Below are 24921 nucleotides of genomic sequence, written 5' to 3'. Positions count from 1 at the left end.
GTTGCACAATTTCTGGTCAATCACCGGCAACGCCAAGAATATGAGCTTTCAGGATTTCGACAAACGAAATTGTCGATTTTCAGTATGTTTTATTCCGAAAAATGATAATAATTGGCGTAGACCTTGATTTTGCTGCCGATTTGGCCGGAGGGAAAATGACGAAACGCAGCGAGAAGGACGGGCCATTGGATCGTGTCTTCGCGATCGTTCGGCACGTTGCCGACCAACGCAAAGCCGTCTCAGCGGCAGAGATCGCAAAGGCTCTCTCGCTGCCTCTTCCAACGGCGCACAGGTTGATCGGAAATCTCGAGGACCGCGGACTTCTTCAGAAGGCGTTGGGGACCAAGCGTTACGTTGTGGGAAACCAGCTCGTCACACTGTCCGCCACTGTTATCGGAGCGGCCTTCCGCATAGCGCGGCGGCATGCGGTGCTTCGGGCGGTTGCGGGAGAAATCGGCGAACAATGCGAGATCGGCGTCGTACGCGACAATGTCGTTGCCTATGTCGACAGCGTTCGCGTTTCGGAGCCGCAAGGCCTTCAGTTCAATCCGGGAGAGGCGGCGCCGTTACACTGCACGTCGACCGGAAAAATCTACATGAGCAGACTGCCCGAGCGGACCCGGGCGAAGTTGTGCCGCGCACTACCTCTGACCAAATTCACGGAAACGACGATCGTCGACGTCCACGGGCTGATGAACGTCCTGGAGGACACGCGGCAACGAGGCTGGGCCAAAACCAACGAAGAGTATGTGAAGGGAGTTGTGGGGTGTGCCGTCCCCATTCTGTCACCGGATCGAGAATTGATAGCTTGCTTGGGTGTCTCTGTGCCGGTGGCGCGCGTGAGCTTCGTCGAACTGGACCGGTTCATACCGCCGCTCCAAAAGGCTGCCGCTCTGCTGTCGGAGACCATTCTGCAAGTTGATTGATGCGCCGATCCCGGCAACGTTCAGGCAATCTTTGCAACATTTCTAAACATCTTCGTCAACATCCCGCGGCTGTTCAGGCATAGGACGCGCTCAGACTTTACGGATCAGGATTGGCAGAATGCTATTGAAGTTTCCGGCGGCGCGCATGGGCATTGGCGCGGCCTGCCTCGTGCTGATCGGCATCAGCCCATTGTGCGCAGAGCCGGTGTTCGACAGTTTGGCCGGCGCATGGTCGGGCATCGGCACCATGAAGCCGTCGGACGGTCCCCGTGAGAAGGTTCGCTGCAAAGTGGCGTACAACGTTACCAAGCCGGGACGGTCGCTGACACTTGATCTGCGCTGCGCAAGCGATGCGTACAGGATGGTCCTGTCCGCGAACATCGAGCAGAGCGGGACGGAGCTTTCCGGCAACTGGTTCGAGAGCGAATACCGACAGGGCGGCAAGGTCTATGGCACGAACAAGGACGGCCTGATCGAGGCGCGAATTGAGGGAAACACGGTGGCTGCGCTGGTGACGATCCAGACCAGGAGCAATCATCAATCCTTTCTGATGGAAGCACCGGGCTCCTGGATGTCGGAGGTCTCGATCGAATTGAACAAGGAAGCGAAGTGACTTTAATTCGGAATAATCGCATAATAGCCCTGTTTTGCCCGACGTGTCAAACGGCGTTACAGACGCACTGGGCTAAGTCATTGATCCGGCTGCTGCGGGCTACTGTGCATGGGGTTGTTTTCGCACTTTTTGTTTGAGCGCTCGCCGGGAGGCTTCTCACGCGCTCTCCGTCTCCCGGTCCACGTCGTGCACCACGAGACCCATGCCCTCGTCCGGCATCCTGATCCAGTCGCGGCGCTTCGGCGTGCGCTTGGTGTCCTCGTAACCGCTTGTCCAATGCTCGCGCATCGGGGCTGGCCGCGGAGTAGGGCGGCCATCGCTCTGCATCATCAAGCTGTAACAAAGCCGTAATTGAGTAGCCGCGCGGGGGTCCGGAAGATGCCGTCAGCCATCTTCCGGGTACGGGGCGTTGTTGACGGTTGGGATTGGCCATGGCTGAGCCGGCAAAGCTAGTCAGCGCGATAACGAATGCCGAACCCGCCATTGCCGGCTTGGTGTGGGCTTTCCGTCTGCACAGCGACGGCAGCACTGAGGCGCTGCCGATCGACCAGCCGATCGAGTTCAGCCATGACGGCCGGCTCTGGCTGCATTTCAACCTGACGGATGCGCGCGTGCGGCCGTGGATTGCGGTATCGCAATTGCCGCCGCTCGCGCGCGAGCTGCTGCTGTCGAACGACACGTTCCAGCAGCTTCACGTCATCGATCACTGCGTCTACGGTGTGTTCTCCGACCTCGTGCGCGAGATCGACAGCGCGACAGAAGAGACCGCGTTCCTGCGCTTCGCCATGACCGAGCATCTCCTGGTCAGCGGACGCCATCAGGCGCTGTGCTCGGCGGACGCAACGCGCCGCGTGCTCGAAGGCGGCTACCGGGTCGACAACGTCGCCCATCTTCTGGAAAAGATCGTCGACGAGGTCGCCGACACGCTTGACAGGATGGCCGATAAGCTCGGACAGGAGATCGACGACATCGAGGAGCGGATCCTCGCCGACGATAGCAAGCCGGAGATGCGCCGCAAGCTCGGTCGGCTGCGCCGGACCTGCGTGAGGCTGCATCGTCAGCTCACGGGTCTTCGCGTGCTGTTCCACCGCCTCGACCAGAAGAACACCGACCATCTCTCGCCGGCCTTGCGCATCCACGCCGGCAAGCTGGCGCAGCGGCTGGATGGGCTCGATCACGACATCGTCGAACTGCGCGAGCGCAGCCGCCTGCTCGAGGAGGAGTTGCGCTTCAAGAACGAGGAGGAGAGCAACCGCCACCTCCACACGCTGTCGATCGTGACCTCGCTGCTGCTGCCGCCGACGCTGATCACCGGCATCTTCGGCATGAACACCAAGGGCCTGCCGCTCACCGAGGTCGAGACCGGATTCCTCTGGGCGGCCGTTTTGATGGCTTCTTCAGTTGGTGCGGCCTATTTCTTCATGCGGCGGACGGGCATATTCAAGTAGCCTCTGTCAGCCGGAATCAGCCGTGATCGTGACTGCCCATAGCTCTCTGTTGCGAGGCGCGGCCGCCATTATGCTGGCCTGCACGGCGATAAGCACGAATGCGCTCGCCGGCGCCAAGGACGAGAGCGCGGCCGAGTGGCTGTTTCCAAAATGGTTCAACGAATGGCATGACGGCCTTGCCAACAAGGGCCTGAACTTCGGCGCCACCTATATCGCCGACAATATCGCCAACGTCTCCGGCGGCGTGAAGCGCGGCGCCATCCATTTCGGCCGTCTCGATCTGTCGGTCGATGCCGATCTCGACAAGCTCGTCGGCTGGACCGGCGGCCGCTTCTACGCCAATGCCTTCGTAATCTACGGCCGCGGGCTGTCGCGCAACTACGTGATGAATCTCGCCACCATCAGCGAGATCGAGGCGCTGCCGGACCAGCGGCTCTACAATGCGTATTTCGAGCAGAGCTTCTTCAATGATCGCCTGAACATCAGGGCCGGCCAGCAGGCCGCGGACGTCGAGTTCTTCGACAGTCAGACCGATGACCTCTTCATCAACGGCACCTTCGGCTGGCCGGCGATCAAGGCATCCAACCTTCCGGCCGGCGGCCCGGCGCCACCGATCGCGGTGCCCGGCATTCGTATCAAGGCGGCGCTGACGGACAAGATCACGGCCTACGGCGCGGTCTTCAATGGTGATCCCTCAGGGCCGGGCGATGCCGATCCGCAATTGCGCGACCACCATGGCCTCGCGTTTCGTGTCAACGATCCGCCCTGGGTGATCGGGCAGGTCCGCTTCACCTACGACATCGATGTCGGTGGCCGTCCGCTCGCGGGCAATTTCACACCGGGCGCCTGGAAGCATTATGGCTCGTTCGACAGCCAGCGTTTTACCGCCGAGGGCGTCTCGATCGCCGATCCCAGCGGCAGCGGCATTGCTGCAAAACTTCGCGGCAACTACGGAATCTTCGCGGTGATCGAGCAGGTGCTTTATCGTCCGCCCGAGGTGAGGGACAACAGCACCTCAGCCTCGCTCCCTGGCATCACGGCGTTCGGCCGTATCGCCTACAGCCCGCCGGACCGTAATCTGATCGACCTGTATATGGATGGCGGCATCGGCTTCGTCGGCTTCACGCCTGGTCGCCCGCTCGACCGATTCGGCGTGGCGATGGCCTACATGCGGATTTCGAACACCGCCCGCAATCTCGATCTCGACACGCAGGCCTTCACGGGCATCCAGAGTCCGGTGCGCAGCAACGAGACCCTGATCGAGATGATCTACGAGGCGCACGTCGAGCCGGGCTGGCTGATCGCGCCCTATTTCCAGTACGTGTTCCGCCCCTCTGGCGGCGTCCCGAACCCGAACGATCCGACCGGCGTCTCGCGGATCGGTGACGCCGCAGTGTTCGGCGTCACCACCACGATCAGGTACTAGGCCATCGCCGCTTGCGGCTTCGGCTTGGGTTGCCGCGACAGCGCCAGCACGATCAGCGAGGCGAACACGCACAGTGCGCCGGCGATGAAGAAGGCCGGCAAATAGCTCTGATAGACCGTGCGCGACAGGCCGGCGCCGAAGGCGGCGGTGCCGGCACCGAGCTGATGGCCGGCAAAGATCCAGCCGAACACCAGATTGGCGCGCTCGGGTCCGAATTTTTGCGCGGTGAGCCGCACGGTCGGCGGCACCGTGGCGATCCAGTCGAGTCCATAGAACATCGCGAACACCGACAGGCCGTAGAACGAGAAATCGCTGAAGGGCAGGAAGATCAGCGAGAGCCCGCGCAGGCCGTAGTACCAGAACAAGAGCCAGCGGTTGTCGTAGCGGTCCGACAGCCAGCCCGACATGATGGTGCCGAAGAAATCGAAGATGCCCATCGCAGCTAACAGGCTCGCCGCCTGCACCTGTGGGATGCCGAAATCGAGGCACATCGGGATCAGGTGCACCTGGACGAGACCATTGGTTGAGGCGCCGCAAACGAAGAAGGTCGCAAACAGGATCCAGAACGCAGTCGACTTCGAGGCATCGCGCAGCGTGTCGAGCGCAACGCCGGTGATCGTGCCATGGCTCACGGGCGGAGCGGGCAGGGGCTCGGTGCCTTCGTCGCCGAACGGGCGCAAGCCGACATCGCTCGGCCGGTCGCGCATCGCGAGCAGGACCGCCAGGGCCGAGACGCCGAGCATGATGCAGACGAAGCCGAGCGCGAGACGCCAGCCGAAGCGCTCGGTGAGGCTTGCGAGCAGCGGCAGGAACACGAGCTGGCCCGTGGCGACGCTCGCCGTCATGATGCCGACGACGAGGCCGCGTCTTGCGGCGAACCAGCGCGTGGCAATGGTTGCGCCCAGCACCAAGGCAGTCATGCCCGTGCCGATCCCGATCACCACGCCCCACAGCGCCACGAGTTGCCAGACCTCGGTCATGCCGAGCGAGAGCACGAGCGCCGACACGACGATCAGCTGCGCGGCCAGCGTGACGTTGCGCAGGCCGTAGCGGTTGAGCAGAGCGGCCGCGAACGGTGCCATCAGGCCGAACAGGATGAAGCGGATCGACAGCGCGGAGGAAATCTCCGCCGTGCTCCAGCCGAACTCCTTTTGCAGGGGAACGATGAACACGCCGGGCGCGCCGACCGTGCCGGCGCTGATCAGTGCGGCGAGGAAGGTCACGCCGACCATCACCCAGCCGTAGTGGATGTTGCGGCGGGAAAGTGCTGCCGCGAGCCAGTTCGAGATCATTGGGCCTCAACGTTGATGGGCAGGTCGCAACAGACCTGTGTCAGCTTGCAGGATGGCACGGGACGCCTCCGTCGCAAATGACGGAGTTCCCTCGTTTTCGGACGTTCTCGCGTCAGTGCGCCAGTCGCTCCACCGCAATCGCCGTGGCTTCGCCGCCGCCGATGCAGAGCGCGGCGACGCCGCGCCTGAGGTTCTGCGCCTCCAGCGCATGCAGCAGCGTCACGATCAGCCGCGCGCCGGTCGCGCCGATGGGATGGCCGAGCGCGCAGGCGCCGCCGTTGATGTTGAGCTTGTCGCGGGGAATGCCGAGATCGCGCTGCGCCGCCATCGCCACCACGGCGAAGGCCTCATTGATCTCAAACAGATCGACATCGCCTGCGCTCCAGCCGACCTTGTCGAGCAGCTTGCGGATCGCCGGGATCGGTGCCGTGGTGAACCATTGCGGCTCCTGGCTGTGGGTGGCGTGGCCCTTGATTTCGGCCAGAACCGGCAGGCCGCTCCGATCGGCGAGCGAGCGCTTGGTCAGCACCAGCGCGGCAGCGCCGTCGGCATTGGCGGAGGAGGCGGCCGGCGTGATGGTGCCGTTGGCGCGGAACGCCGGCTTCAAGCCGGGGATTTTTGCGGGATCGACCTTCAGCGGATGCTCGTCATTGGTGATGACGCGGGGACCCGCTTTCTCGGTGAGCGTAATCGGTGCGATCTCGGCCTTGAACGCGCCACCCTCGACGGCCTTGCGCGCGCGGCTGAGTGTCTCCATCGCGTAGGCGTCCTGGTCCTTGCGGGTGAACTGGTAGGCTTCCGCGGTGGCCTCGCCGAAATCACCCATGGAGCGGCCGGTCTCGTAAGCGTCCTCCAGTCCGTCCATCATCATATGGTCGATGATGCGGTCATGGCCGGCGCGGTAGCCGCCGCGCGCCTTGGCCAAAAGATACGGCGCGTTGCTCATGCTCTCCATGCCGCCGGAAACGACGATGTCGGCCGACCCGGCGCGGATGATGTCGTGCGCCAGCATGGTCGCTTTTATGCCGGAGCCGCAGACCTTGTTCACGGTGGTGGCGCCAGTGGCATCGGGCAGTCCGGCCGCGCGTGCGGCCTGGCGTGCCGGTGCCTGGCCCTGACCGGCCGGCAGCACGCAGCCCATGAAGACCTCGTCGACCTTTTCGGGCGCGAGTTTTGCGCGCTCCAGCGCCGCGCCGATCACGTGCGATCCGAGCTTGTGCGCGGGGAGCGGCGACAATTCGCCCATGAAGCGGCCGAGCGGGGTGCGGGCGGCGGAGACGATGACGACGGGATCGGCGGCTTCGGCCATGACAAACTCCCTGTGCTGAAAGTAGGATTATGATCATCATATGATGCGGCGCAAAAAATGCAACCCGCGCGAGGGATGAGAAAATGTCGTGGTTCGGATGAGATTTGGTCGTTCGATTGGGTGAGGCAGGATGTGGTTGTGACGGAGTTGCGGTTGTAGGCGGTGACCGCCTCACACTCCGCTGTCATTGCCCGCGAAAGCGGGCAATCCAGTATTCCAGAGGCCCGTGTTGGCGAACTCGCTCTTGCAACTGGCGCCGCGGTGTACTGGATGCCCCGGTCAAGCCGGGCATGACGCCTTTAGCTTGGCGAGAGCTTCTTCAGCACAGTGGCGGCAGACCTACCGCTTCCTGTTCACGAACGCCTGCATCAGCCGCGTCGGCTCGTCCGTCAGGAACGACTCGCCGAACACTTTCACGCTCAAATTCACCGACTCCGTCAGCGGCAACTCCTCCCATTGCCGCAGCAGTGCCTTCTGCGAGCGCAGCGCCTCGGCGCCGCATTCGAGCAACGCCTTCACGACGTGCTCGACCTCGGCATCCAGCCCGCCTTCCGGCGCGACCTTGTCGACCAAGCCCCAGGCCAGCGCCGTCAGCGCGTCGATGTTCTCCGCCGTCATCACCAGCCAGCGCGCGCGGGCCCAGCCGATCAGGCGCGGCAGCAGCGCGGCATGGATCACCGAGGGGATGCCGACGCGCACCTCCGGCATGCCGAAATGCGCATCATGCGCGGCGATGCGGAAGTCGCAGGCGGCGGCGACCTCGAGCCCGCCGCCGAGGCACCAGCCGGGCATGCGCGCGATCACCGGAGCCGGGAAGGCGCGCACGGCCTCACAAAGATCGCGCAGGCGGCTGATGAAGGCTTCGGCCGACTTCTGGTCGAGCTTCGCCATCTCCTTGATGTCGGCGCCGCCGATCATGCTCTTCTCGCTCTGGCCGCGCAGCACCACGACGCGGATGTCGCGGTCGGTGGCAAGCCGCTGCAAACCTTCGCGCACGGCGTCGGTCACGGGCGAGCCGAGAATGTTGAGCGGGCCGGCATTGCAGATCGCGACATGAGCGACGCCGCGCGCGTCACGCGTCACGCCGCAGTGGTGGTTGAGCATTTCCATCATGCATCCCGAAGGTTTCGTGGACAGGCGCAAGGCGCCGGGTCGAAGCCACTTCCGGGCCGAAACGCCCGGCTTGTCAAGCGGGCGGGGAACGGAGTTGCCAGTGGGAAGTCCGTGGCATAGCATGATATATGTCATATAACGAGGCCGTCATGACTGAACCCGATCAATTCGACCTGTTTTCGCCCGACCAGCGGCGCGAGCGCGTGATGGATTGGCAGGCGCCTGCGCCGGTTGCGAAAGTGGTGATGGGCCTGTCGGGCATGGACGCCATGCTGGGCATTCGCGACGGCCGCCTGCCGCCGCCGCCCTTCGCAAAACTGATCGGCTTCACGATGGCCGTGGTCGAGCCGGGCCGGATCGTCATGGAACTGGAGCCGCGTGAAGATCTCGAAAATACCATCGGCCTCCTGCACGGCGCGACCGCCGCGGGGTTGTTGGATACGGCCATGGGGTGCGCGATCTCGACCCGGCTGGAGGTCGGGCAGGGCTCCGTGACCCTCGATCTGAAGCTGACCTTCCTGCGTCCGCTCTCGGTCCGTTCGGGCCTGATCTCGGCCGAAGGCAAGGTGATCAAGCTGGGGCGCCAGACGAGCTATACCGAAGGCTTCGTTCGCGACGGGAAGGGCGCGCTGGCGGTGCATGCAACTGCAACCTTTTCTATGATCGGCAACAATCTAACTGCGAATTAATGCGCCGTTCGCGGCATTTGCGTGTTATGAGATGATCTCCGACATTCAATGAGATGCGCATGCGCTATTCCCGGGAACACAAGCAGGAAACCCACGATCGCATCGTGAAGAAGGCCTCCGTGCGGCTGCGCGAAAAGGGCGCCCACGGCATCGGCGTCGCCGACCTCATGAAGGAGGCGGGCCTGACCCACGGCGGCTTCTACGCGCATTTCGATTCCCGCGAGGCGCTGGTGATCGAGGCCTTCGCCTACGCCATGGATCGCTCGATGGACCATTGGCGCAAGCTCACCGGCGAGGCCGCTCCTGAAAAGCGGTTGGCGCTGATCGCCGAGAGCTATCTCTCCGCGCTGCATCGTGACAATCCAGGTCATGGCTGCTCGATCCCCTCGCTCGGCGCCGAGATCGCCCGCGAGAGCCCGAAGACGCGCAAGGCCTTCGCCGGCAAGCTCGACGAGATGATCGAGATGATGACCGACTATATCCCGAACATGCCGCGCAAGGCCGCGCGCAAGCAGGCGATTGCGACGCTCGCGACGATGGCCGGCACCATGCTGCTGGCGCGCATCGCGGGGTCAAGCGAGCTGTCGGACGAGGTGCTGAAGGCGGGCCGGGACAGCGCGCTCGACGGCGCGAAGCGCGAGCCGAAGGTGTCGGCGGTGAAGAAGACAAAGAACTAAGTGCCGTAGGGTGGGCAAAGGCGCATTTGCGCCGTGCCCACCATCTCTCCACGATTGCAGCAGAAGTGGTGGGCACGCCACGAGCCGCGCATTTGCGCGTCTCGTCACTTTGCCCACCTTACGAAATCATCAACTCACCGTCCCGCAAACAACGCCCGCTCGCGCTCAACGATCTCGCTGATGTAATCCGCCACGGCCCTGATCCGCGCGAGGTCCTTGCTGTCGGCGTGCATCAGCATCCAGAACGTGCGCGTGATCGAGATCTCCTCCGGCAGCACCGGAACGAGCTGCGGATAGTCGGTCGCCATGAAGTGCGGCAGCACCGCGATGCCGAAACCCGAGAGCGTGGCATTGAGCTGCGCGATCAGATTGGCACTGCGGAAACGTGCGGAAATCTTCGGCGACACCTGCGGCAGATAGTCGAGCTCCGGCGTGAACAGCAATTCCTCGATGTAACCGACGAAGCGGTGCTGCGGTAGGTCCTGCCGCGAGGCGATCTCCGGGAAGCGGTCGAGATAGGCAGGCGCGGCATAGAGCCCGAGGCGGTAGTCGAGCAGCTTGCGGCCGACGATGCGGCCTTCCTTGGGCATGGTCAGGCTGATGGCGATGTCGGCCTCGCGCTTGGAGAGGCTGAACAGCCGCGCCGTGGCCACAAGTTGCAGGTCGAGATCGGGGTAGCGGTCGGCAAAGGGGGCGAGCCGCGGCGCCAGGAAGGCGGTGCCGAAACCGTCGGGTGCGCCGATCCGCACCGTGCCGGTCAGCCGTGCCACGGAGCCACCGACCTGCTCCTGGTTGGCGACGATGGTGGATTCCATGGCTTCCGCGCTGTCGGCGACGCGCTGGCCGGCCTCGGTGAGGAGGTAGCCGGTCTTGCGCCGGTCAAACAGCTTGGCCGAGAGGTGCTTCTCCAGCCGATCGACGCGGCGGATCACCGTCGCATGGTCGACCCCGAGCTGTTTTGCCGCAGCCGACACCGAGCCGCCCCGCACGATGGCCAGCACGAAGCGAAAGTCGTCCCAGTCGATAGCGCCTTGATCCAGCATTTTCGCACATCTATGGTGCATTATCTCAGACTTGAATCCTATAAAATGCAGGTCGATAGGATTTGTCAAAGCGATCAGCTGAGCCTGAAGGAGATCATTCCATGCGTTCAATCGGACATTTCATCGGTGGCAAGGAGGTCAAGGGCACCTCAGGCCGCACCGCCGACGTTTTCGAGCCGATGACCGGTGACGTCCAGGCCAAGGTCGCGCTGGCGTCCAAGGCCGAGGTTCGCGCCGCCGTCGAGAACGCCCGCGCCGCACAGCCGGAGTGGGCCGCGACCAACCCGCAGCGCCGCGCCCGCGTCATGATGAAGTTTCTGGAGCTGGTGCAACGCGACTACGACCAACTCGCCGAGCTGCTGGCGCGCGAGCATGGCAAGACCGTTCCTGACGCCAAGGGCGACATCCAGCGCGGCCTTGAGGTCGCCGAGTTCGCCTGCGGCATTCCGCACCTGATGAAGGGCGAATACACCGAGGGCGCCGGCCCCGGCATCGACATCTATTCCATGCGCCAGCCGCTCGGTGTCGTCGCCGGCATCACGCCGTTCAATTTCCCGGCGATGATTCCGATGTGGAAATTTGCACCTGCGATCGCCTGCGGCAACGCCTTCATCCTCAAGCCGTCGGAGCGCGATCCCGGCGTGCCGATGAAGCTCGCCGAGCTGATGATGGAGGCGGGCCTGCCGGCCGGCATCCTCAACGTCGTCAACGGCGACAAGGAAGCGGTCGACGCGATCCTCGACGACCCCGATATCAAGGCGATCGGCTTCGTCGGCTCCACGCCGATTGCGCAGTATATCTACGAGCGCGCAGCGCAGACCGGCAAGCGCTGCCAGTGCTTCGGCGGCGCCAAGAACCACGCCATCGTGATGCCCGATGCCGACATGGACCAGACGGTCGATGCCTTGATCGGCGCCGGCTACGGCTCCGCCGGCGAGCGCTGCATGGCTATTTCCGTCGCCGTTCCCGTCGGCAAGACCGCCGCCGACCGTCTGATGGAAAAGCTGATCCCGCGCGTCGAGAGCCTCAAGATCGGCACCTCGATCGACCCGTCGGCCGACTACGGTCCGCTGGTCACGCGCGAGGCGGTCGAGAAGGTCAAGAGCTACATCGACATCGGCATCAAAGAAGGCGCGACGCTCGCCGTCGACGGCCGCGGCTTCAAGATGCAGGGCTACGAGAAGGGCTTCTATCTCGGCGGTTCGCTGTTCGACAACGTCACCAAGGACATGCGGATCTACAAGGAAGAGATCTTTGGCCCGGTGCTCTCCGTCGTGCGTGCGCACGACTACAAGGAAGCGCTGGCGTTGCCGTCAGATCATGATTACGGCAACGGCGTGGCCATCTTCACCCGCGACGGCGACGCCGCACGCGACTTCGCGGCCAAGGTGAACGTCGGCATGGTCGGCATCAACGTGCCGATCCCGGTGCCGATCGCCTATTACACCTTCGGCGGCTGGAAGAAGTCGGGCTTCGGCGATCTCAACCAACACGGTCCGGATTCGGTTCGATTCTACACCAAGACCAAGACGGTAACCTCGCGCTGGCCGTCCGGCGTCAAGGAAGGTGCGGAGTTCTCGATCCCGCTGATGAAGTAGGGCTGTAGCCCAGTCGTCATTGCGAGGAGCCCGCGACAAAATTGCGAAGCAATTTTGCGCTGGTGCGACGAAGCAATCCAGACTGTCTCTGCCGAGGGATGCTGGACTGCTTCGCTGCGCTCGCAATGACGGTGGAGTGAAAGGTTAGGCGGCAGCATGCAGTTCGCTCTGAACGAGGATCAGGTCGCAATTCGCGACATGGCTTTGGCGTTTGCAGCGGAAAAGATTGCGCCGCACGCGTTACGCTGGGACGAGGAGAAGCATTTTCCGGTCGACGTGATGCGCGAAGCCGCCACGCTCGGCATGGGCGGCATCTATATCCGCGACGATGTCGGCGGCTCCGCCATGACGCGGTTCGACGCGGCGCTGATCTTCGAGGCGCTTGCGACGGGCTGCCCGACCACCTCGGCCTTCATCTCCATCCACAACATGGCGTCCTGGATGATCGATGCCTTCGGCAGCGATACCCAGCGCCACACATGGCTGCCAAAGCTCTGCACCATGGAGCTGATCGCGAGCTACTGCCTGACGGAGCCGGGCGCCGGCTCGGACGCGGCAGCGCTGCGCACCCGCGCGGTGCGCGATGGCGACCATTATGTGCTCAACGGCCAGAAGCAGTTCATCTCGGGCGCCGGCGGCACCGACCTCCTGGTCGCGATGGTCAGGACCGGTGGCGATGGTCCCGGCGGCATTTCGACCCTCGTCGTCGACGGCAAGACGCCGGGCGTCTCGTTCGGTGCCAATGAGCGCAAGATGGGCTGGAACGCGCAGCCGACCCGCGCCGTGATGTTCGAGAACGCCCGCGTGCCGGTCGCCAACCGCCTCAGTGAAGAGGGCGCTGGCTTCAAGATCGCGATGGCCGGCCTCGATGGCGGCCGCCTCAACATCACCGCGTGCTCGCTCGGTGGTGCGCAAGTCGCGCTCGACAAGGCGCTCGCCTACATGAAGGAGCGCAAGGCCTTTGGAAAGCGCCTCGACGAATTCCAGGCGCTGCAATTCCGTCTCGCCGACATGGCGATCGAGCTCGAGGCCGCGCGCACCTTCTTGTGGCGTGCAGCGGCAGCGCTCGACCGCAAGGACCCCGATGCCACCATGCTGTGTGCCATGGCCAAGCGGTTTGGCACTGACGTCGGCTTCGAGGTCGCCAACCATGCGCTGCAGCTTCACGGCGGCTACGGCTACCTCAGCGAATACGGCATCGAGAAGATCGTGCGCGATTTGCGCGTGCACCAGATCCTCGAAGGCACCAATGAAATCATGCGGCTCATCGTGGCGCGCAAACTGATCGAGGGCGCGCGATGAGCGGCGTGGAAGAGGGCGACCTGATCGCCCGTGTCGAGGGCGCAGCCGGCGTGATCCGCCTCAACCGTCCGAAGGCGCTCAACGCCGTGACGCTGGAGATGTTTCGCGACATCGACAAGGCGCTCGACCGCTTCGAGGCCGATCCGGGCATCGCCGTGATCCTGCTGGAAGGTGCCGGCGAGCGTGGCCTATGCGCCGGCGGCGACATTCGCACGCTCTGGGAAAGCTCCAAGGTCAATGGGGATCTCGGCAAGATCCTGTGGCGCGAGGAATACATCCTCAACGCCCGGATCAAGAAATTCCCGAAGCCGTATGTGGCGTTCATGGACGGCATCGTGATGGGTGGTGGCGTCGGTTTGTCAGCCCATGCCAGCCACCGCGTCGTCACCGATCGCACCAAGCTGGCGATGCCCGAGGTTGGGCTCGGCTTCTTCCCGGATGTTGGCGGCACCTTTTTGTTGTCGCATTCGCCGGGCGAGATCGGCACCTATTTCGGGCTGACCGGCCAGACCATGAACGGGCCGGATGCGATCCATGCGAAGTTCGCCGACTGGGTCGTGCCGGCCGTGAGGCTGCCGGAGCTGCGCGAAGCCCTGACGAAGCTGCGCTCGGGCGCGACCGCCGCCGACGTTAGCAAGCTCATCAACGGTTTTGCGACCAGTGAAACCGCAGGACCAGTCGCCGCAAAAGAGCCGACTATCGACGCATTGTTTGGCTTCGACCGCATGGAAGATATCTTCGCAGCGCTCAAGCGCGACGGCTCCGAATTCGCTCTGACGACACTGAAGACGCTCAATGAAAAATCGCCGCGCGGCATGGTGGTGACGCTGAACCTGCTGCGGCTCGCACGCAAATCATCGAGCCTGGAAGAGTGCCTGGTGCGCGAATATCGCGCCGCGCTGGAGGTCTTCCGCAGCGATGATTTCCGCGAGGGGGTGCGCGCCGCGGTGATCGACAAGGACCGCAATCCGTCGTGGTCGCCGCCGCGCATCGAGGACGTGACGCCGCAGATGGTGGCGCCATATTTCGCCGAAATCGGCACCGACGAGCTGAAGTTCAACTAGTATGTGGATGCAGCCAAGGACTCGGATCACCTCTCCCGTAGGGAGAGGTCGGATCGCATCAAGAGATGCGATCCGGGTGAGGGGCTACAGTGTCACTGGGTGCGGCGGCCCCTCACCCGGATTGCTCTGGACGATGCTGCGCATCGCCAGGCGCAATCCGTCCCCGTTGGGGAGAGGTGACCCCAATGCCGCCAATTGTGCCTAATTTCTTCGATCTATAATCAGCGAGACATCTCAAGCGGAGGAAACGACAATGGCCACGATCGCATTCATCGGTCTCGGCAACATGGGCGGCCCGATGGCCGCCAACCTGGTCAAGGCCAGCCACAAGGTCGTCGCCTTCGACCTCGTCGAGGCCTCGCGCGCGCAAGCCAAGGCCGATGGCGCCAGCATTGCCGACAGCGCTGCGGGTGCTGTGAAGGGCGCGGACGTCGTCGTCACCATGCTGCCGGCCGGCAAGCATGTGCTGTCCGTCTGGAACGAGGTCGTTCCTGCCATGACCAAAGGCGCGCTGATCATCGACAGCTCGACCATCGACGTCGAGAGCGCACGGCAGGCGCATGCGCTGGCCGCCAAGCACGGCGTGCTCTCGGTCGACGCGCCGGTCTCCGGCGGCACGGGTGGCGCCAAGGGGGCGACGCTCACCTTCATGTGCGGCGGCGAGGAGAGTGCGTTCGCGGCGGCAAAGCCCGTGCTGGAGAAGATGGGCAAGAAGATCGTGCATTGCGGCGGCGCCGGCGCAGGGCAGGCCGCAAAGATCTGCAACAACATGATCCTCGGCATTTCCATGATCGCGGTCAGCGAGGCCTTTGCATTGGCTGAGAAGCTCGGGCTCTCGCATCAGGCGCTGTTCGACGTCGCCTCGACCTCGTCGGGCCAGTGCTGGTCGCTGACGACCTATTGCCCGGTGCCGGGCCCGGTGCCGACCTCGCCGGCCAACAACGATTACAAGCCGGGATTTGCCTCGGCGCTGATGGTGAAGGACCTGACGCTGGCGCAGGACGCCGCGAAGGCTGCGGGTGCGGCGACGCCGCTCGGCAAGCATGCGCAGGAGATCTATCAGTCTTTCGACGCAGCCGGGCACGGCGGGGTGGATTTTTCCGGAATTATCAAGCACGTTCGCAGCCTCGCTGGAAAATAGCGAGGCTTTGCTCGTAGCCCGGATGGAGCGAAGCGCAATCCGGGACAGCACTTTCAATTGGCGCGACCGTCCCCCGATTGCGCTTCGCTCCATCCGGGCTACAGTCGAAGGTCAATTCGACGGGCCCGGATCATGACGACATTTCAGGAAGCGCGCGCGTTTCTGCTCAAGCACCGCACGGATTACGAGACAGCGGTCAAGGGCTTCCGCTGGCCCGATCCGGTTCCATTCAACTGGGCGCTCGACTGGTTCGATGCCGACCTCGCGACGAATGCGGAGAGCAGGGACAGGCCTGCGCTCTGGATCGTCGATGCCGCGCAGGACCGGCAGATCAAGCTCTCTTTCGCGACTCTCTCGAAGCGCTCGAACCAGGTCGCCAACTTCCTCCGCGCGCAGGGCTTGAAGCGCGGCGATCATCTCTTGCTGCTGCTCGGCAATGTGGTTCCGCTGTGGGAGACGATGCTGGCGGCGATGAAGCTCGGCGTCGTCGTGATTCCCGCGACCACGCTGCTCACCGCAGAAGAACTGCGCGATCGGCTCGATCGCGGCAAGGCGAAGGCGGTGGTGGCCACCGAAGATCAGGTCGCGAAGTTCGCAAGCCTCGGTACCGAGAGTATCGTCCGCATCGTGGTCGGCACGACGTCCGATGGCTGGCTGGCCTATGACGAGGCGGCGACCGCTTCGGAGAGTTTTGCGCCTGACGGTCCGACCAAGGCCGACGACCCGATGCTGCTCTATTTCACCTCGGGCACGACCGCAAAACCAAAACTGGTGCGGCACAGTCAGCGCAGCTATCCGGTCGGCCATCTCTCCACCATGTACTGGATCGGGCTGCAGCCCGGCGACGTCCATCTCAACATCTCATCGCCCGGTTGGGCCAAGCATGCCTGGAGCTGTTTTTTCGCGCCGTGGAATGCGGGCGCGACCGTGTTCGTGGTCAACCAGCCGCGCTTCGACGCCAAGGGACTGCTCGCCACTATCGGCCGCTGTGGCGTCACCACGCTATGTGCGCCGCCGACGGTGTGGCGGCTGTTCATCCAGGAGAATCTCGCCTCGTTCAAGGTGTCGCTTCGCGAGGTCTGCGGCGCCGGCGAGCCGCTCAATCCTGAAGTGATCGACCAGGTACAGGCGGCCTGGGGGCTGACCATCCGCGACGGCTACGGCCAGACTGAAACGACTGCACTCGCCGGCAATTCGCCGGGCCAGCCTATCAAGATCGGCTCGATGGGCCGGCCGCTGCCGGGCTATCGCGTGCAGATCAGCGATGCCGACGGCAATCCGGCGAAGGAAGGCGAGGTGACCCTGGTGCTCGGCGCGAACCGTCCCGCCGGATTGATGCAGGGCTATCAGGGGGATGACGGCAAGCTCTCCGGTGCCGAAGGCGAGCTCTACCGCAGCGGCGACGTCGTGTTCGCGGATCAGGATGGCTATCTCACCTTCGTCGGCCGCTCCGACGACGTGTTCAAATCGTCCGACTACCGAATCAGCCCGTTCGAGCTGGAGAGCGTGCTGCTCGAGCATGAGCTCGTCGCCGAGGCCGCCGTGGTGCCGAGCCCGGATCCGATCCGGCTCGCGGTCCCCAAGGCCTTCGTACTGCTGGCGTCGGGCGCAGAGCGCTCGCCCGAGACCGCGCTGTCGATCTTCAAGCACCTGCACACGCGTCTCGCGCCATTCAAGCGCATCCGCCGCCTCGAAATCGTCACCGAGCTGCCGAAGACGATCTCTGGAAAAATCCGCCGCGTGCAGCTACGCAGGCTGGAGCGCGACGACGATCGCACCGATCCCCTGCGCGGCCCGGAATTCCGCGAGGAGGATTTTCCGGAGCTGTCGAAAACACGGAGTGAGACCTAAGTGAACGAAGTCTGGAAGAAGCCGCCGATTACGCTCGACGCCTATCAGTCCATGGTCGGTAAGGAGATCGGCGTGTCGTCGTGGCACCTGATCGATCAGCCCCGCATCGACACCTACGCCGACGTGATCGAGGATCACCAGTTCATCCATGTCGACCCTGAAAGGGCGAGGAAGGAAACCGCGTTCGGCACCACCATCGCGCACGGTTTTCTCACGATGTCGCTGATGTCGATCATGTCCTATGAGGTGATGCCGGTGATCGCGGGCACCACGATGGGCGTGAACTACGGCTTCGACAAGCTGCGCTTCATTTCGCCGGTCCGCTCCGGCAAGCGCGTCCGCGGCCGTTTCGTGCTGGCGGAAGCCAAGCTACGCAAGCCGAACGAATTGCAGTCCCGCACCAACGTCACGGTGGAGATCGAAGGCGAGGACAAGCCCGCGCTGGTTGCGGACTGGCTCGGGTTGATCTACTTCGAGTAAGCCCAAGCCGTCATGGCCGGGCTTGACCCGGCCATCCATCGCTGCTCAAAAAGGAAACCCAGAGAGCGGGGTTTCACCCTCTCCCCTTGTGGGAGAGGGTGCCTCGCGGAACGCGAGGCGGGTGAGGGGTCTCTCTCCGCGAGCGCATCTGTAGAGAGAGACCCCTCATCCGGCGCTTCGCGCCACCTTCTCCCACAAGGGGAGAAGGGAAGAAGAATAGAGACCCTTACTCATGGCAATCAGGTTCGACGGACGCGTCGCCATCGTCACCGGCGCGGGCAATGGTCTGGGTCGCGCGCATGCGTTGGGATTGGCGAGCCGCGGCGCCAAGGTCGTGGTCAACGATTTCGGCGGCGCGCGTGATGGCACCGGCGGCTCGCTGTCGCCGGCCGAGGCCGTGGTCGAGGAGATCCGCAAAGCCGGCGGCACCGCGGTGGCCGACGGCGCCGACGTCTCCAACTTCGAGCAGGTCACCGCCATGGTCGAGCGCGCCACCAAGGAGTGGGGCAGCGTCGATCTCTTGTGCGCCAATGCCGGCATCCTGCGCGACAAGTCGTTTGGCAAGATGGAAGCGGCCGATTTCCAGAAGGTGCTCGACGTGCATCTCGTCGGCACCTTCTATTGCTGCAAGGCGGCCTGGGCCGGCATGCGCGACCGCAATTACGGCCGCATCGTGCTGACGACGTCATCCTCCGGCCTCTACGGCAATTTCGGCCAGGCCAATTACGGCGCGGCGAAATCAGGCATGGTCGGCCTGATGAACGTGCTCGCCGAGGAGGGCCGCAAGAACGACATTCGCGTCAACATCATCTCGCCGACGGCGGCGACCCGCATGACCGAAGAGCTGCTGCCGCCGCAGGCGCTGCAACTGATGAAGCCGAACGCGATCACGCCCGCAGTCGAATACATGCTGAGCGAGGATGCGCCCACCCGTACCATCATGGGTGCCGGCGCCGGCTCCTTCGCCGTGATCAAGATCTTGGAGAGCGAAGGCATCAACCTGCCGGAGCCCGAATGGACGCCGGACGCGGTCGCCGCGCATTTTGCCGAGATCAGCGACATGTCGAAGGCCAAGGCGCTGACGGGGGCGTTCGAGCAGACGCAGAAGTACGTGGCGCAGGCCGCGGCGCGGGCGGGGGTAAAGCTCTGACAGCCGTCGCCGTCATCGGCGCCGGCCCCGCCGGGCTGATGGCGGCGGAGGTGCTGGCGCAGGGCGGCGCCCGCGTCACCGTGTACGACGCGATGCCGTCAGCCGGCCGCAAGTTTCTGATGGCGGGCCGAGGCGGGCTCAATCTCACCCACAGCGAGCCGCTGCCGCAGTTCATGGCGCGCTACCGCGCGGCGGCGCCGAAGTTGAAGGCTGCCATCGACGCGTTTCCGCCCGACGCGCTGCGCGCCTGGAGCGAGGCACTGGGCGAGCCGACTTTCGTCGGCAGCAGCGGCCGAGTGTTTCCGAAGGCGTTCAAGGCCTCGCCCTTGCTGCGCGCTTGGCTTCGGCGGCTCGATGCTACCGGGGTGCGGTTCGCCTTTCGTCATCGCTGGACCGGTTGGGATGACGAGGGGCGGCTCCGGTTTCAAACGCGCCATGGAACGGCTGTCATCGCTGCCAAAGCGACAGTGCTGGCGCTCGGCGGCGCAAGCTGGCCGCGGCTTGGCTCCGATGGCGGCTGGACGACCATTCTGGCGGACAAAGGCATCGCGATATCGCCGCTACGGCCTGCCAATTGCGGCTTCATCGTCGCCTGGTCCGACGTCTTTCGGTCCCGCTTCGAAGGGCAGCCGCTCAAAGGGATTGCGCTAAACTTCGGCCCGCACAGCCTGCGCGGCGAGGCAATCATCACGCGGGCCGGCATCGAAGGCGGGGCGATCTATGCGCTGTCGGCCGAATTGCGCGAGGCGATCGCGGCGAACGGCGAGGCGGTGCTGCGCGTCGCCTTGCGCCCGGATGTCGATGAGGCCGAACTCGTCAAGCGCCTGGCTGCCTCGCGCGGCAAACAGTCGTTCTCCAACTTCCTGCGCAAGGCGGCGCAGCTCTCGCCCATCGCCGTTGGGTTGTTGCAGGAGGCCGCAGTTGGCGCCGGCCAATCGCTGTCGGCCATGCCGCCCCAACGATTGGCCGAGCTCATCAACGCCGTGCCGATCGGGCTCACCGGCGTATCGCCAATCGCGCGTGCGATCTCGAGTGCTGGCGGCATCTCGTTCGATGAACTCGATGCCGATTTCATGATCCGCAAGCTGCCTGGCGTATTTGCCGCCGGCGAGATGCTGGACTGGGAAGCGCCGACCGGCGGCTATCTCCTGCAGGCCTCGTTTGCGACCGGCGGGGCAGGGGGCAGGGGCGTGCTGAAATGGCTCGCTAGCTCACCATCGTCATTGCGAGCGTAGCGAAGCAATCCAGAATCCGTCCGCGGAGGTCGTCTGGATTGCTTCGTCGCAAGAGCTCCTCGCAATGACGGCTGTGGGAGCAGCGCGCCCCTACCGCAGCTTCCCCCGTGCCGCGACCGGCAGCGTGCCGATGATCTCCTCGCCGCGCACCATCACGACCTCGTCCATCATGTTGACGACGACGCAGACATGGTTCGGCACGATGCGGACGACGTCGCCGACATTGGGGCGCGTGTTGCTGCGGGAGAGGTCGAGGAAGCCGTGCTCCTCGGCAAAGCGCGCGATCTTCGCCTCGGGATGCTCCAGGATCAGGCCGTGGCCGTCGAGCCCGCCGGTGTCCGAGGTCAGCGTCTTCGAGCCGGCATCGAGGATGCCGCGCTCGGGCGCGGCGCGGCTCACCACCGTCGAATAGATGTGCAGAGCGCAATCGTCCCAGCTGGCGACGCCGGCGGCGACCTGCATGCGGTCGTTGTAGATATAGGTGCCGAAGCGGTGTTCGGTGCCGCCCTTGAGCTTGCCGAGGTTCTTCAGGTTCGGCGTGCCGCCGGTCGAGACGATTTTCGCTTCGAGCCCATGCGCGCGCACGCCGGCCAGCGCCTCGTCGTAAAACTTCTGTGCGTCAGCCCAGCCCGTTTCGGTCGGGTAGAGCATGAAGCCGGCGAATTGCAGCCCCTTGGATGCCGCGATCTCGCGCGCCAGCGCAACCGCTTCGGCGGGCGTCTCGACGCCGGCGCGCTTGCGGCCGGTGTCGCATTCGACCACGACCGAGAGCGGACGGCCTGACGCCGCAGCCGCTTTCGGCAGACCGGCGACGACGGTCGAATTGTCGGCGGCGACCGTCATGTTCGCCTTCGCCTGGAGCGCGCCGAGCCGCGCCATCTTCTCTTCGCCCAGCAGATTGTAGCTGATCAGGATGTCGTCGATGCCGGCATTGGCCATGATCTCGGCCTCGCCGAGCTTCTGGCAGGTGATGCCTTTCGCCCCCGCCGCGACCTGCATTTTCGCGATGGTCGGATTCTTGTGCGTCTTGATGTGGGGACGGTTGGCGACGCCGGCCTCATCGCAGGCCTTCTGGATGCGCGCGATGTTGCGCTCGACCCTGTCCATGTCGATGACGGCGCAGGGCGTGCCGTATTCACGGGCGATTTTTGCGGCGAGGGGAGTGGTCATGGGTCAAGCCTGCTCTATTTCTTCACGCAGCATTTCAAGTTCAAGCCAGCGCTCTTCGGCGACGGACAATTCGTCATGCGCCTTGGCGATGGCGGCGGAGGTGTCGTCGAATTTTTTGCGATCTTTCGCATAGAGATTGGGATCGTCGAGGACCCGTTGCAGCCTTGCGATATCGGCCTGCAACGTCTCCATCTTCTTCGGCAGCGTCTCCAGGGCGTGCTTCTCGTTGAAGCTCAGGCGCCGCTTTGGTGCAGGAGCGGGAGCAGCTGCGCGCTCCTCTTTCTTCTCTGCCGGTGCTTGCGCCTTCGCCGCGTCGCGCTTCAGGTCCGCGCCGCGTTGCACCAGCATGTCGCTGTAACCGCCGGCATATTCGATCCATTTGCCGTTGCCCTCAGGCGCGATCACGGAGGTGACGACGCGGTCGAGGAAGTCGCGGTCATGGCTGATCAGGATCACCGTGCCCTCGTAATCGCCCAGCATCTCCTCGAGCACGTCGAGCGTATCGAGGTCGAGATCGTTGGTCGGTTCGTCCAGCACAAGGAGGTTCGAGGGCTTTGCCAGCGCGCGGGCCAGCATCAGCCGGCCGCGCTCACCGCCAGAGAGCACCTCCAGCGGCGTGCCGCGCTGCTCCTGCGCGAACAGGAAGTCCTTCATGTAGCCAACGACATGCTTCGGCTTGCCGCCGACCATGATTTGGTCGCCGCGACCGCCGGTGAGCGCTTCGGCTAGCGTCGATTTGGGATCGAGGCTCTCGCGGTGCTGGTCGAGCGTGGCCATTTCCAGATTGGCCCCAAGCCGCACGGTGCCGGTATCAGGCTGCGCGCCGCCGGTCAGCAGATTGACCAGCGTGGTCTTGCCGGCGCCGTTGGGGCCGATGATGCCGAGCCGGTCGCCGCGCTGGATGCGAGTCGAAAAATTCTCGACGATCTTTCGCTCGCCATAAGCCTTGGTGATGCCCTTGGCCTCGATCACCAGCTTGCCGGATTGCTCCGCTTCCGCGGCCGCGAGATTGGCGCTGCCGGCGGTGCCGCGATAATTGCGGCGTTGGTCGCGCAGCGCATGCAGATTGGCGAGCCGCTTGACGTTGCGCTTGCGCCGGCCGGAGACGCCGTGGCGCAGCCAGTGCTCCTCGTCGACGATCTTGCGGTCGAGCTTGTGCTGGTCGCGCTCTTCTTCGGCCAGCACCTCGTCGCGCCAGCTCTCGAACGAGGCAAAGCCGCGGTCGATCTGCTTGATCTTGCCGCGGTCGAGCCAGGCGGTGGAGCGCGACAGATTGGTGAGGAAGCGGCGGTCGTGGCTGATCAGCACCAGCGCGCTGCGCCGGCTGTCCAGCTCCTTTTCAAGCCACTCGATGGTGGAGAGATCGAGATGGTTGGTCGGCTCGTCCAGCAGCAGGATGTCGGGCGAGGGCGCCAGCACGCGGGCGAGCGCCGCGCGGCGGGCCTCGCCGCCGGAGAGATTATGCGGGTTCTCCTCGCCGGTGAGGCCAAGCTGCTCCAAGAGATAACGCGCCTGGTGCTGGTCGTCGCCGGGCGCAAGCCCCGCCTCGACATAGGCGAGCGTGGTCTTGAGTTCGCCGAAATCCGGCTCCTGCGGCAGATAGCGAACTGTGGCGCCGGGCTGCACGAAACGCGTGCCGCCATCGGGCTCGATGAGGCCGGCGGCGATCTTGAGTAACGTCGATTTGCCGGACCCGTTGCGGCCGATCAGACAGACGCGCTCGCTTGGTGCGACATTGAGTTCGACGCCGCTCAGCAGCGGCGTACCGCCAAAGGTCAGCCTGATGTCTTTCAGTTGGATCAGCGGCGGCGCCATGATCAGCCCTGACTGGTGACGGTCTGGTCAGCGCGGCGGCGCTGGATCCGGCGCAGCGTCTGGTCGAGCGCCGAGAGGAATGCGGAACGGTCGCGCGGCGCGAACGAGCGCGGGCCGCCGGTGACTTCGCCGGCCGAACGCAGATCCGTCATCAGGTTGCGCACCGCCAGCGTCATCCCGATCGACTCTTCCGTGAACGGCTTTCCGTTCGGCGCGATCACGTCGGCGCCCGCTTTCACGCAGCGGCTCGCCAGCGGAATGTCTGATGTCACGACGACATCGCCGGGCCTGGCGCGTTCCGCGATCCAGTCGTCGGCCGCGTCCATGCCGGCGCCGGCAGCAATGCGCTCGATCAGGGGATCGTGGGGCACTCGAATAAAGTTGCCGGCGACGACGCTCACGGGCACGCCGTGGCGGAGCGCGACGCGGTAGATTTCGTCCTTCACCGGACAGGCGTCGGCGTCGACATAGATGCGGGTGGGGGTGTCAGTCATTGGCCGCGTGGTACCCCATTCGGGCCGCAAAGGCGAGGGGATTGACCGCTGTTCCCTGGGGCCTACGATCGCTCCGAAACAATGAGAACACAGGGAAGGCGACCCATGCCGAACCGGCTCGAAACCTATCGCGTCGAGGCCTACAACACCGCAAAACAGTCCGAGAATAAGATGCATGACGACACGGTGGCGCGCCGTTTCGGCTTCGAGGGCGGGCTGGTGCCGGGCGTCGATGTGTTCGCCTACATGATGCACGTGCCGTTGGCGCGCTGGGGTCGCGATTTCTTGTCGCGCGGGCTGGTCGAGGCGCGGTTCATCAAACCGGTCTATGACGGCGAGAGCGCCGATGTCGACGCCACCGAGCACAATGGCCTGCTCACGATCGAAGTATTCAGCCGCACCGAGCTGTGCGCGACCGGAACGGCCTCGCTGCCGGCGGCCCCGCCTGCGGTGTCGTTGAGCGACTATGTCGCGGTCCCCGCGGTTGCCGAGCGCAAGCCGGTCAGCCCGGCGACGTTCGAGACCGGCAAGTGGTTCGGCACGACGCCGCGCCGCTGGGCGGGACAGGATGCGGCCGACTATCTCGCCGACATCAGGGAGACCGATCCGATCTTTGCGCGCGAGGGCCTCGGCCATCCCGGCCTGATCCAGCGGGTGATGAACCGCGTGCTGGTTGACAACACCATCCTCGGCCCGTGGATCCACGTCGGCAGCCGCATGCAGCTCTTGTCAGCCGCACGCATCGGTGACGAGATCACCGCGCGGGCAAAAGTCGCCGCGAACTACGAGAAGAAAGGCCACCGCTTCGTCGAGCTCGACGCGCTCGTCGTTGCCAACGGCACCACGCCGCTGGCGCATTGCCAGCACACCGCGATCTACCAGCCACGTGAGCAGGCGGCGGCGTAATGGAGAAGGCAAGCCTGTCACCACAAAACGCGGTGTCATGCCCCGGCTTGACCGGGGCATCCAGTACGCCGCGGCCCATCCGTGAATAACCGCCGCCTCGGAGTACTGGATCGCCCGATCAAGTCGGGCGACGACAGTTGTGCGTGTGGCGGCGGCGAGTGATCGTCTGCGAAAGAGGC

Annotated in this window: 23 protein-coding genes; 15 read left to right on the top strand and 8 right to left on the bottom strand. The window is 64.5% G+C overall.

Features of this window, described 5'->3' with window-relative positions; all coding sequences use genetic code 11:
* The first annotated feature begins 155 nt into the window (after nt 1–155).
* Complete coding sequence (locus tag AAE027_RS18000) at nt 156–926, top strand: IclR family transcriptional regulator (protein ID WP_370986821.1); 771 nt, start codon at nt 156–158, stop codon at nt 924–926.
* 118 nt (nt 927–1044) lie between these two features.
* Complete coding sequence (locus tag AAE027_RS17995; protein ID WP_370986823.1) at nt 1045–1539, top strand: hypothetical protein; 495 nt, start codon at nt 1045–1047, stop codon at nt 1537–1539.
* Nucleotides 1540–1695: 156 nt separating this feature from the next.
* On the opposite strand, the gene AAE027_RS17990 is transcribed toward AAE027_RS17995, so the two are convergent.
* The gene (locus AAE027_RS17990; RefSeq protein WP_370986824.1) at nt 1696–1827 is read right to left on the bottom strand and encodes a DUF3734 domain-containing protein; all 132 of its coding nucleotides are present in this window, start codon (nt 1825–1827) and stop codon (nt 1696–1698) included.
* Between the two features lie 143 nt (nt 1828–1970).
* Here AAE027_RS17990 and AAE027_RS17985 point away from each other — a divergent pair, with 143 nt between their 5' ends.
* Both AAE027_RS17985 and AAE027_RS17980 read left to right on the top strand, forming a co-directional pair.
* On the top strand, nt 1971–2987 hold the full coding sequence (locus tag AAE027_RS17985) for a transporter (RefSeq protein WP_370986825.1): 1017 nt from the start codon (nt 1971–1973) through the stop codon (nt 2985–2987).
* A 70-nt stretch (nt 2988–3057) separates the two neighbouring features.
* Nucleotides 3058–4413 (top strand): carbohydrate porin, encoded by a 1356-nt coding sequence (locus AAE027_RS17980; RefSeq protein WP_370986899.1) that lies wholly within the window; start codon nt 3058–3060, stop codon nt 4411–4413.
* On the opposite strand, the gene AAE027_RS17975 is transcribed toward AAE027_RS17980, so the two are convergent.
* From AAE027_RS17975 to AAE027_RS17965, 3 genes are all read right to left on the bottom strand, one after another.
* On the bottom strand, nt 4410–5705 hold the full coding sequence (locus AAE027_RS17975) for an MFS transporter (protein WP_370986826.1): 1296 nt from the start codon (nt 5703–5705) through the stop codon (nt 4410–4412). The two genes, AAE027_RS17980 and AAE027_RS17975, sit on opposite strands and share 4 nt — an antisense overlap.
* 112 nt (nt 5706–5817) lie before the next feature.
* Nucleotides 5818–7014, bottom strand: coding sequence for an acetyl-CoA C-acyltransferase (locus AAE027_RS17970; RefSeq protein ID WP_370986827.1), 1197 nt, complete (start codon nt 7012–7014; stop codon nt 5818–5820).
* A 339-nt stretch (nt 7015–7353) separates the two neighbouring features.
* Complete coding sequence (locus AAE027_RS17965) at nt 7354–8124, bottom strand: enoyl-CoA hydratase (protein WP_370986900.1); 771 nt, start codon at nt 8122–8124, stop codon at nt 7354–7356.
* Nucleotides 8125–8276: 152 nt separating this feature from the next.
* Between AAE027_RS17965 and AAE027_RS17960 the strand changes: the two genes are divergently transcribed.
* Nucleotides 8277–8816 carry a PaaI family thioesterase gene (locus tag AAE027_RS17960; RefSeq protein ID WP_370986828.1) on the top strand — a complete coding sequence of 180 codons (540 nt, stop codon included), beginning with the start codon at nt 8277–8279 and terminating at the stop codon, nt 8814–8816.
* Nucleotides 8817–8875: 59 nt separating this feature from the next.
* The gene (locus tag AAE027_RS17955; RefSeq protein ID WP_091895914.1) at nt 8876–9493 is read left to right on the top strand and encodes a TetR/AcrR family transcriptional regulator; all 618 of its coding nucleotides are present in this window, start codon (nt 8876–8878) and stop codon (nt 9491–9493) included.
* Between the two features lie 134 nt (nt 9494–9627).
* On the opposite strand, the gene AAE027_RS17950 is transcribed toward AAE027_RS17955, so the two are convergent.
* Entirely contained in the window at nt 9628–10536 is a 909-nt protein-coding gene (locus AAE027_RS17950) for a LysR family transcriptional regulator (protein ID WP_091895838.1), read from the bottom strand.
* A gap of 101 nt (nt 10537–10637) precedes the next feature.
* Between AAE027_RS17950 and AAE027_RS17945 the strand changes: the two genes are divergently transcribed.
* The 8 genes from AAE027_RS17945 (at nt 10638) to AAE027_RS17910 (ending at nt 20357) form a co-directional block, all read left to right on the top strand.
* On the top strand, nt 10638–12134 hold the full coding sequence (locus tag AAE027_RS17945) for a CoA-acylating methylmalonate-semialdehyde dehydrogenase (protein WP_091895835.1): 1497 nt from the start codon (nt 10638–10640) through the stop codon (nt 12132–12134).
* Nucleotides 12135–12290: 156 nt separating this feature from the next.
* On the top strand, nt 12291–13436 hold the full coding sequence (locus AAE027_RS17940) for an isobutyryl-CoA dehydrogenase (protein WP_370986829.1): 1146 nt from the start codon (nt 12291–12293) through the stop codon (nt 13434–13436).
* Entirely contained in the window at nt 13433–14500 is a 1068-nt protein-coding gene (locus tag AAE027_RS17935) for an enoyl-CoA hydratase/isomerase family protein (protein ID WP_370986830.1), read from the top strand. Before AAE027_RS17940 ends, AAE027_RS17935 begins: the two co-directional genes overlap by 4 nt.
* A gap of 253 nt (nt 14501–14753) precedes the next feature.
* Nucleotides 14754–15641, top strand: coding sequence for a 3-hydroxyisobutyrate dehydrogenase (gene mmsB / locus AAE027_RS17930; protein ID WP_370986831.1), 888 nt, complete (start codon nt 14754–14756; stop codon nt 15639–15641).
* Nucleotides 15642–15773: 132 nt separating this feature from the next.
* A complete protein-coding gene (locus AAE027_RS17925) occupies nt 15774–17492 on the top strand; it encodes an AMP-binding protein (RefSeq protein ID WP_370986832.1) in 1719 nt (572 codons plus the stop codon).
* Nucleotides 17493–17972, top strand: a complete 480-nt coding sequence (locus AAE027_RS17920) for a MaoC family dehydratase (RefSeq protein WP_370986833.1) — start codon at nt 17493–17495, stop codon at nt 17970–17972.
* 232 nt (nt 17973–18204) lie between these two features.
* Nucleotides 18205–19122: an SDR family NAD(P)-dependent oxidoreductase gene (locus AAE027_RS17915; protein ID WP_370986834.1), complete on the top strand. Its 918-nt coding sequence runs from the start codon at nt 18205–18207 to the stop codon at nt 19120–19122.
* On the top strand, nt 19119–20357 hold the full coding sequence (locus AAE027_RS17910) for a BaiN/RdsA family NAD(P)/FAD-dependent oxidoreductase (protein WP_370986902.1): 1239 nt from the start codon (nt 19119–19121) through the stop codon (nt 20355–20357). The genes AAE027_RS17915 and AAE027_RS17910 overlap by 4 nt, the downstream gene beginning before the upstream one ends.
* A gap of 90 nt (nt 20358–20447) precedes the next feature.
* Here the strand turns inward: AAE027_RS17910 and AAE027_RS17905 are convergent, their stop codons facing one another.
* Genes AAE027_RS17905 through AAE027_RS17895 form a run of 3 tightly spaced genes read right to left on the bottom strand, consistent with a single transcriptional unit; the run spans nt 20448 to nt 23836 of the window.
* Nucleotides 20448–21527, bottom strand: a complete 1080-nt coding sequence (locus tag AAE027_RS17905) for a D-TA family PLP-dependent enzyme (RefSeq protein ID WP_370986835.1) — start codon at nt 21525–21527, stop codon at nt 20448–20450.
* A gap of 3 nt (nt 21528–21530) precedes the next feature.
* Nucleotides 21531–23342, bottom strand: a complete 1812-nt coding sequence (locus tag AAE027_RS17900; RefSeq protein WP_370986836.1) for an ABC-F family ATP-binding cassette domain-containing protein — start codon at nt 23340–23342, stop codon at nt 21531–21533.
* 2 nt (nt 23343–23344) lie between these two features.
* On the bottom strand, nt 23345–23836 hold the full coding sequence (locus tag AAE027_RS17895) for a YaiI/YqxD family protein (RefSeq protein WP_370986837.1): 492 nt from the start codon (nt 23834–23836) through the stop codon (nt 23345–23347).
* Nucleotides 23837–23941: 105 nt separating this feature from the next.
* Here AAE027_RS17895 and AAE027_RS17890 point away from each other — a divergent pair, with 105 nt between their 5' ends.
* Complete coding sequence (locus AAE027_RS17890; protein ID WP_370986838.1) at nt 23942–24742, top strand: hypothetical protein; 801 nt, start codon at nt 23942–23944, stop codon at nt 24740–24742.
* Nucleotides 24743–24921 lie beyond the last annotated feature (179 nt).

It is taken from the genome of Bradyrhizobium sp. DN3, from assembly GCF_041357655.1.
Lineage (GTDB): Bacteria > Pseudomonadota > Alphaproteobacteria > Rhizobiales > Xanthobacteraceae > Bradyrhizobium.
The sequence above is the reverse complement of the archived record's forward strand: the minus strand, read 5'-3'. Positions and strand labels throughout refer to the sequence as shown.

What these genes read in the sequence shown, in the direction of transcription:
- AAE027_RS17935 (WP_370986830.1), top strand. Translation starts at nt 13,433, where the DNA reads ATGAGCGGCGTGGAAGAGGGCGACCTGATCGCCCGTGTCGAGGGCGCA.
- AAE027_RS18000 (WP_370986821.1), top strand. Translation starts at nt 156, where the DNA reads ATGACGAAACGCAGCGAGAAGGACGGGCCATTGGATCGTGTCTTCGCG.
- AAE027_RS17985 (WP_370986825.1), top strand. Translation starts at nt 1,971, where the DNA reads ATGGCTGAGCCGGCAAAGCTAGTCAGCGCGATAACGAATGCCGAACCC.
- AAE027_RS17970 (WP_370986827.1), bottom strand. Translation starts at nt 7,014, where the DNA reads ATGGCCGAAGCCGCCGATCCCGTCGTCATCGTCTCCGCCGCCCGCACC.
- AAE027_RS17925 (WP_370986832.1), top strand. Translation starts at nt 15,774, where the DNA reads ATGACGACATTTCAGGAAGCGCGCGCGTTTCTGCTCAAGCACCGCACG.
- AAE027_RS17960 (WP_370986828.1), top strand. Translation starts at nt 8,277, where the DNA reads ATGACTGAACCCGATCAATTCGACCTGTTTTCGCCCGACCAGCGGCGC.
- AAE027_RS17995 (WP_370986823.1), top strand. Translation starts at nt 1,045, where the DNA reads ATGCTATTGAAGTTTCCGGCGGCGCGCATGGGCATTGGCGCGGCCTGC.
- AAE027_RS17905 (WP_370986835.1), bottom strand. Translation starts at nt 21,527, where the DNA reads ATGACCACTCCCCTCGCCGCAAAAATCGCCCGTGAATACGGCACGCCC.
- AAE027_RS17950 (WP_091895838.1), bottom strand. Translation starts at nt 10,536, where the DNA reads ATGCTGGATCAAGGCGCTATCGACTGGGACGACTTTCGCTTCGTGCTG.
- AAE027_RS17895 (WP_370986837.1), bottom strand. Translation starts at nt 23,836, where the DNA reads ATGACTGACACCCCCACCCGCATCTATGTCGACGCCGACGCCTGTCCG.
- AAE027_RS17990 (WP_370986824.1), bottom strand. Translation starts at nt 1,827, where the DNA reads ATGCGCGAGCATTGGACAAGCGGTTACGAGGACACCAAGCGCACGCCG.
- AAE027_RS17940 (WP_370986829.1), top strand. Translation starts at nt 12,291, where the DNA reads ATGCAGTTCGCTCTGAACGAGGATCAGGTCGCAATTCGCGACATGGCT.
- AAE027_RS17900 (WP_370986836.1), bottom strand. Translation starts at nt 23,342, where the DNA reads ATGGCGCCGCCGCTGATCCAACTGAAAGACATCAGGCTGACCTTTGGC.
- AAE027_RS17890 (WP_370986838.1), top strand. Translation starts at nt 23,942, where the DNA reads ATGCCGAACCGGCTCGAAACCTATCGCGTCGAGGCCTACAACACCGCA.
- mmsB (WP_370986831.1), top strand. Translation starts at nt 14,754, where the DNA reads ATGGCCACGATCGCATTCATCGGTCTCGGCAACATGGGCGGCCCGATG.
- AAE027_RS17955 (WP_091895914.1), top strand. Translation starts at nt 8,876, where the DNA reads ATGCGCTATTCCCGGGAACACAAGCAGGAAACCCACGATCGCATCGTG.
- AAE027_RS17945 (WP_091895835.1), top strand. Translation starts at nt 10,638, where the DNA reads ATGCGTTCAATCGGACATTTCATCGGTGGCAAGGAGGTCAAGGGCACC.
- AAE027_RS17975 (WP_370986826.1), bottom strand. Translation starts at nt 5,705, where the DNA reads ATGATCTCGAACTGGCTCGCGGCAGCACTTTCCCGCCGCAACATCCAC.
- AAE027_RS17915 (WP_370986834.1), top strand. Translation starts at nt 18,205, where the DNA reads ATGGCAATCAGGTTCGACGGACGCGTCGCCATCGTCACCGGCGCGGGC.
- AAE027_RS17965 (WP_370986900.1), bottom strand. Translation starts at nt 8,124, where the DNA reads ATGGAAATGCTCAACCACCACTGCGGCGTGACGCGTGACGCGCGCGGC.
- AAE027_RS17980 (WP_370986899.1), top strand. Translation starts at nt 3,058, where the DNA reads ATGCTGGCCTGCACGGCGATAAGCACGAATGCGCTCGCCGGCGCCAAG.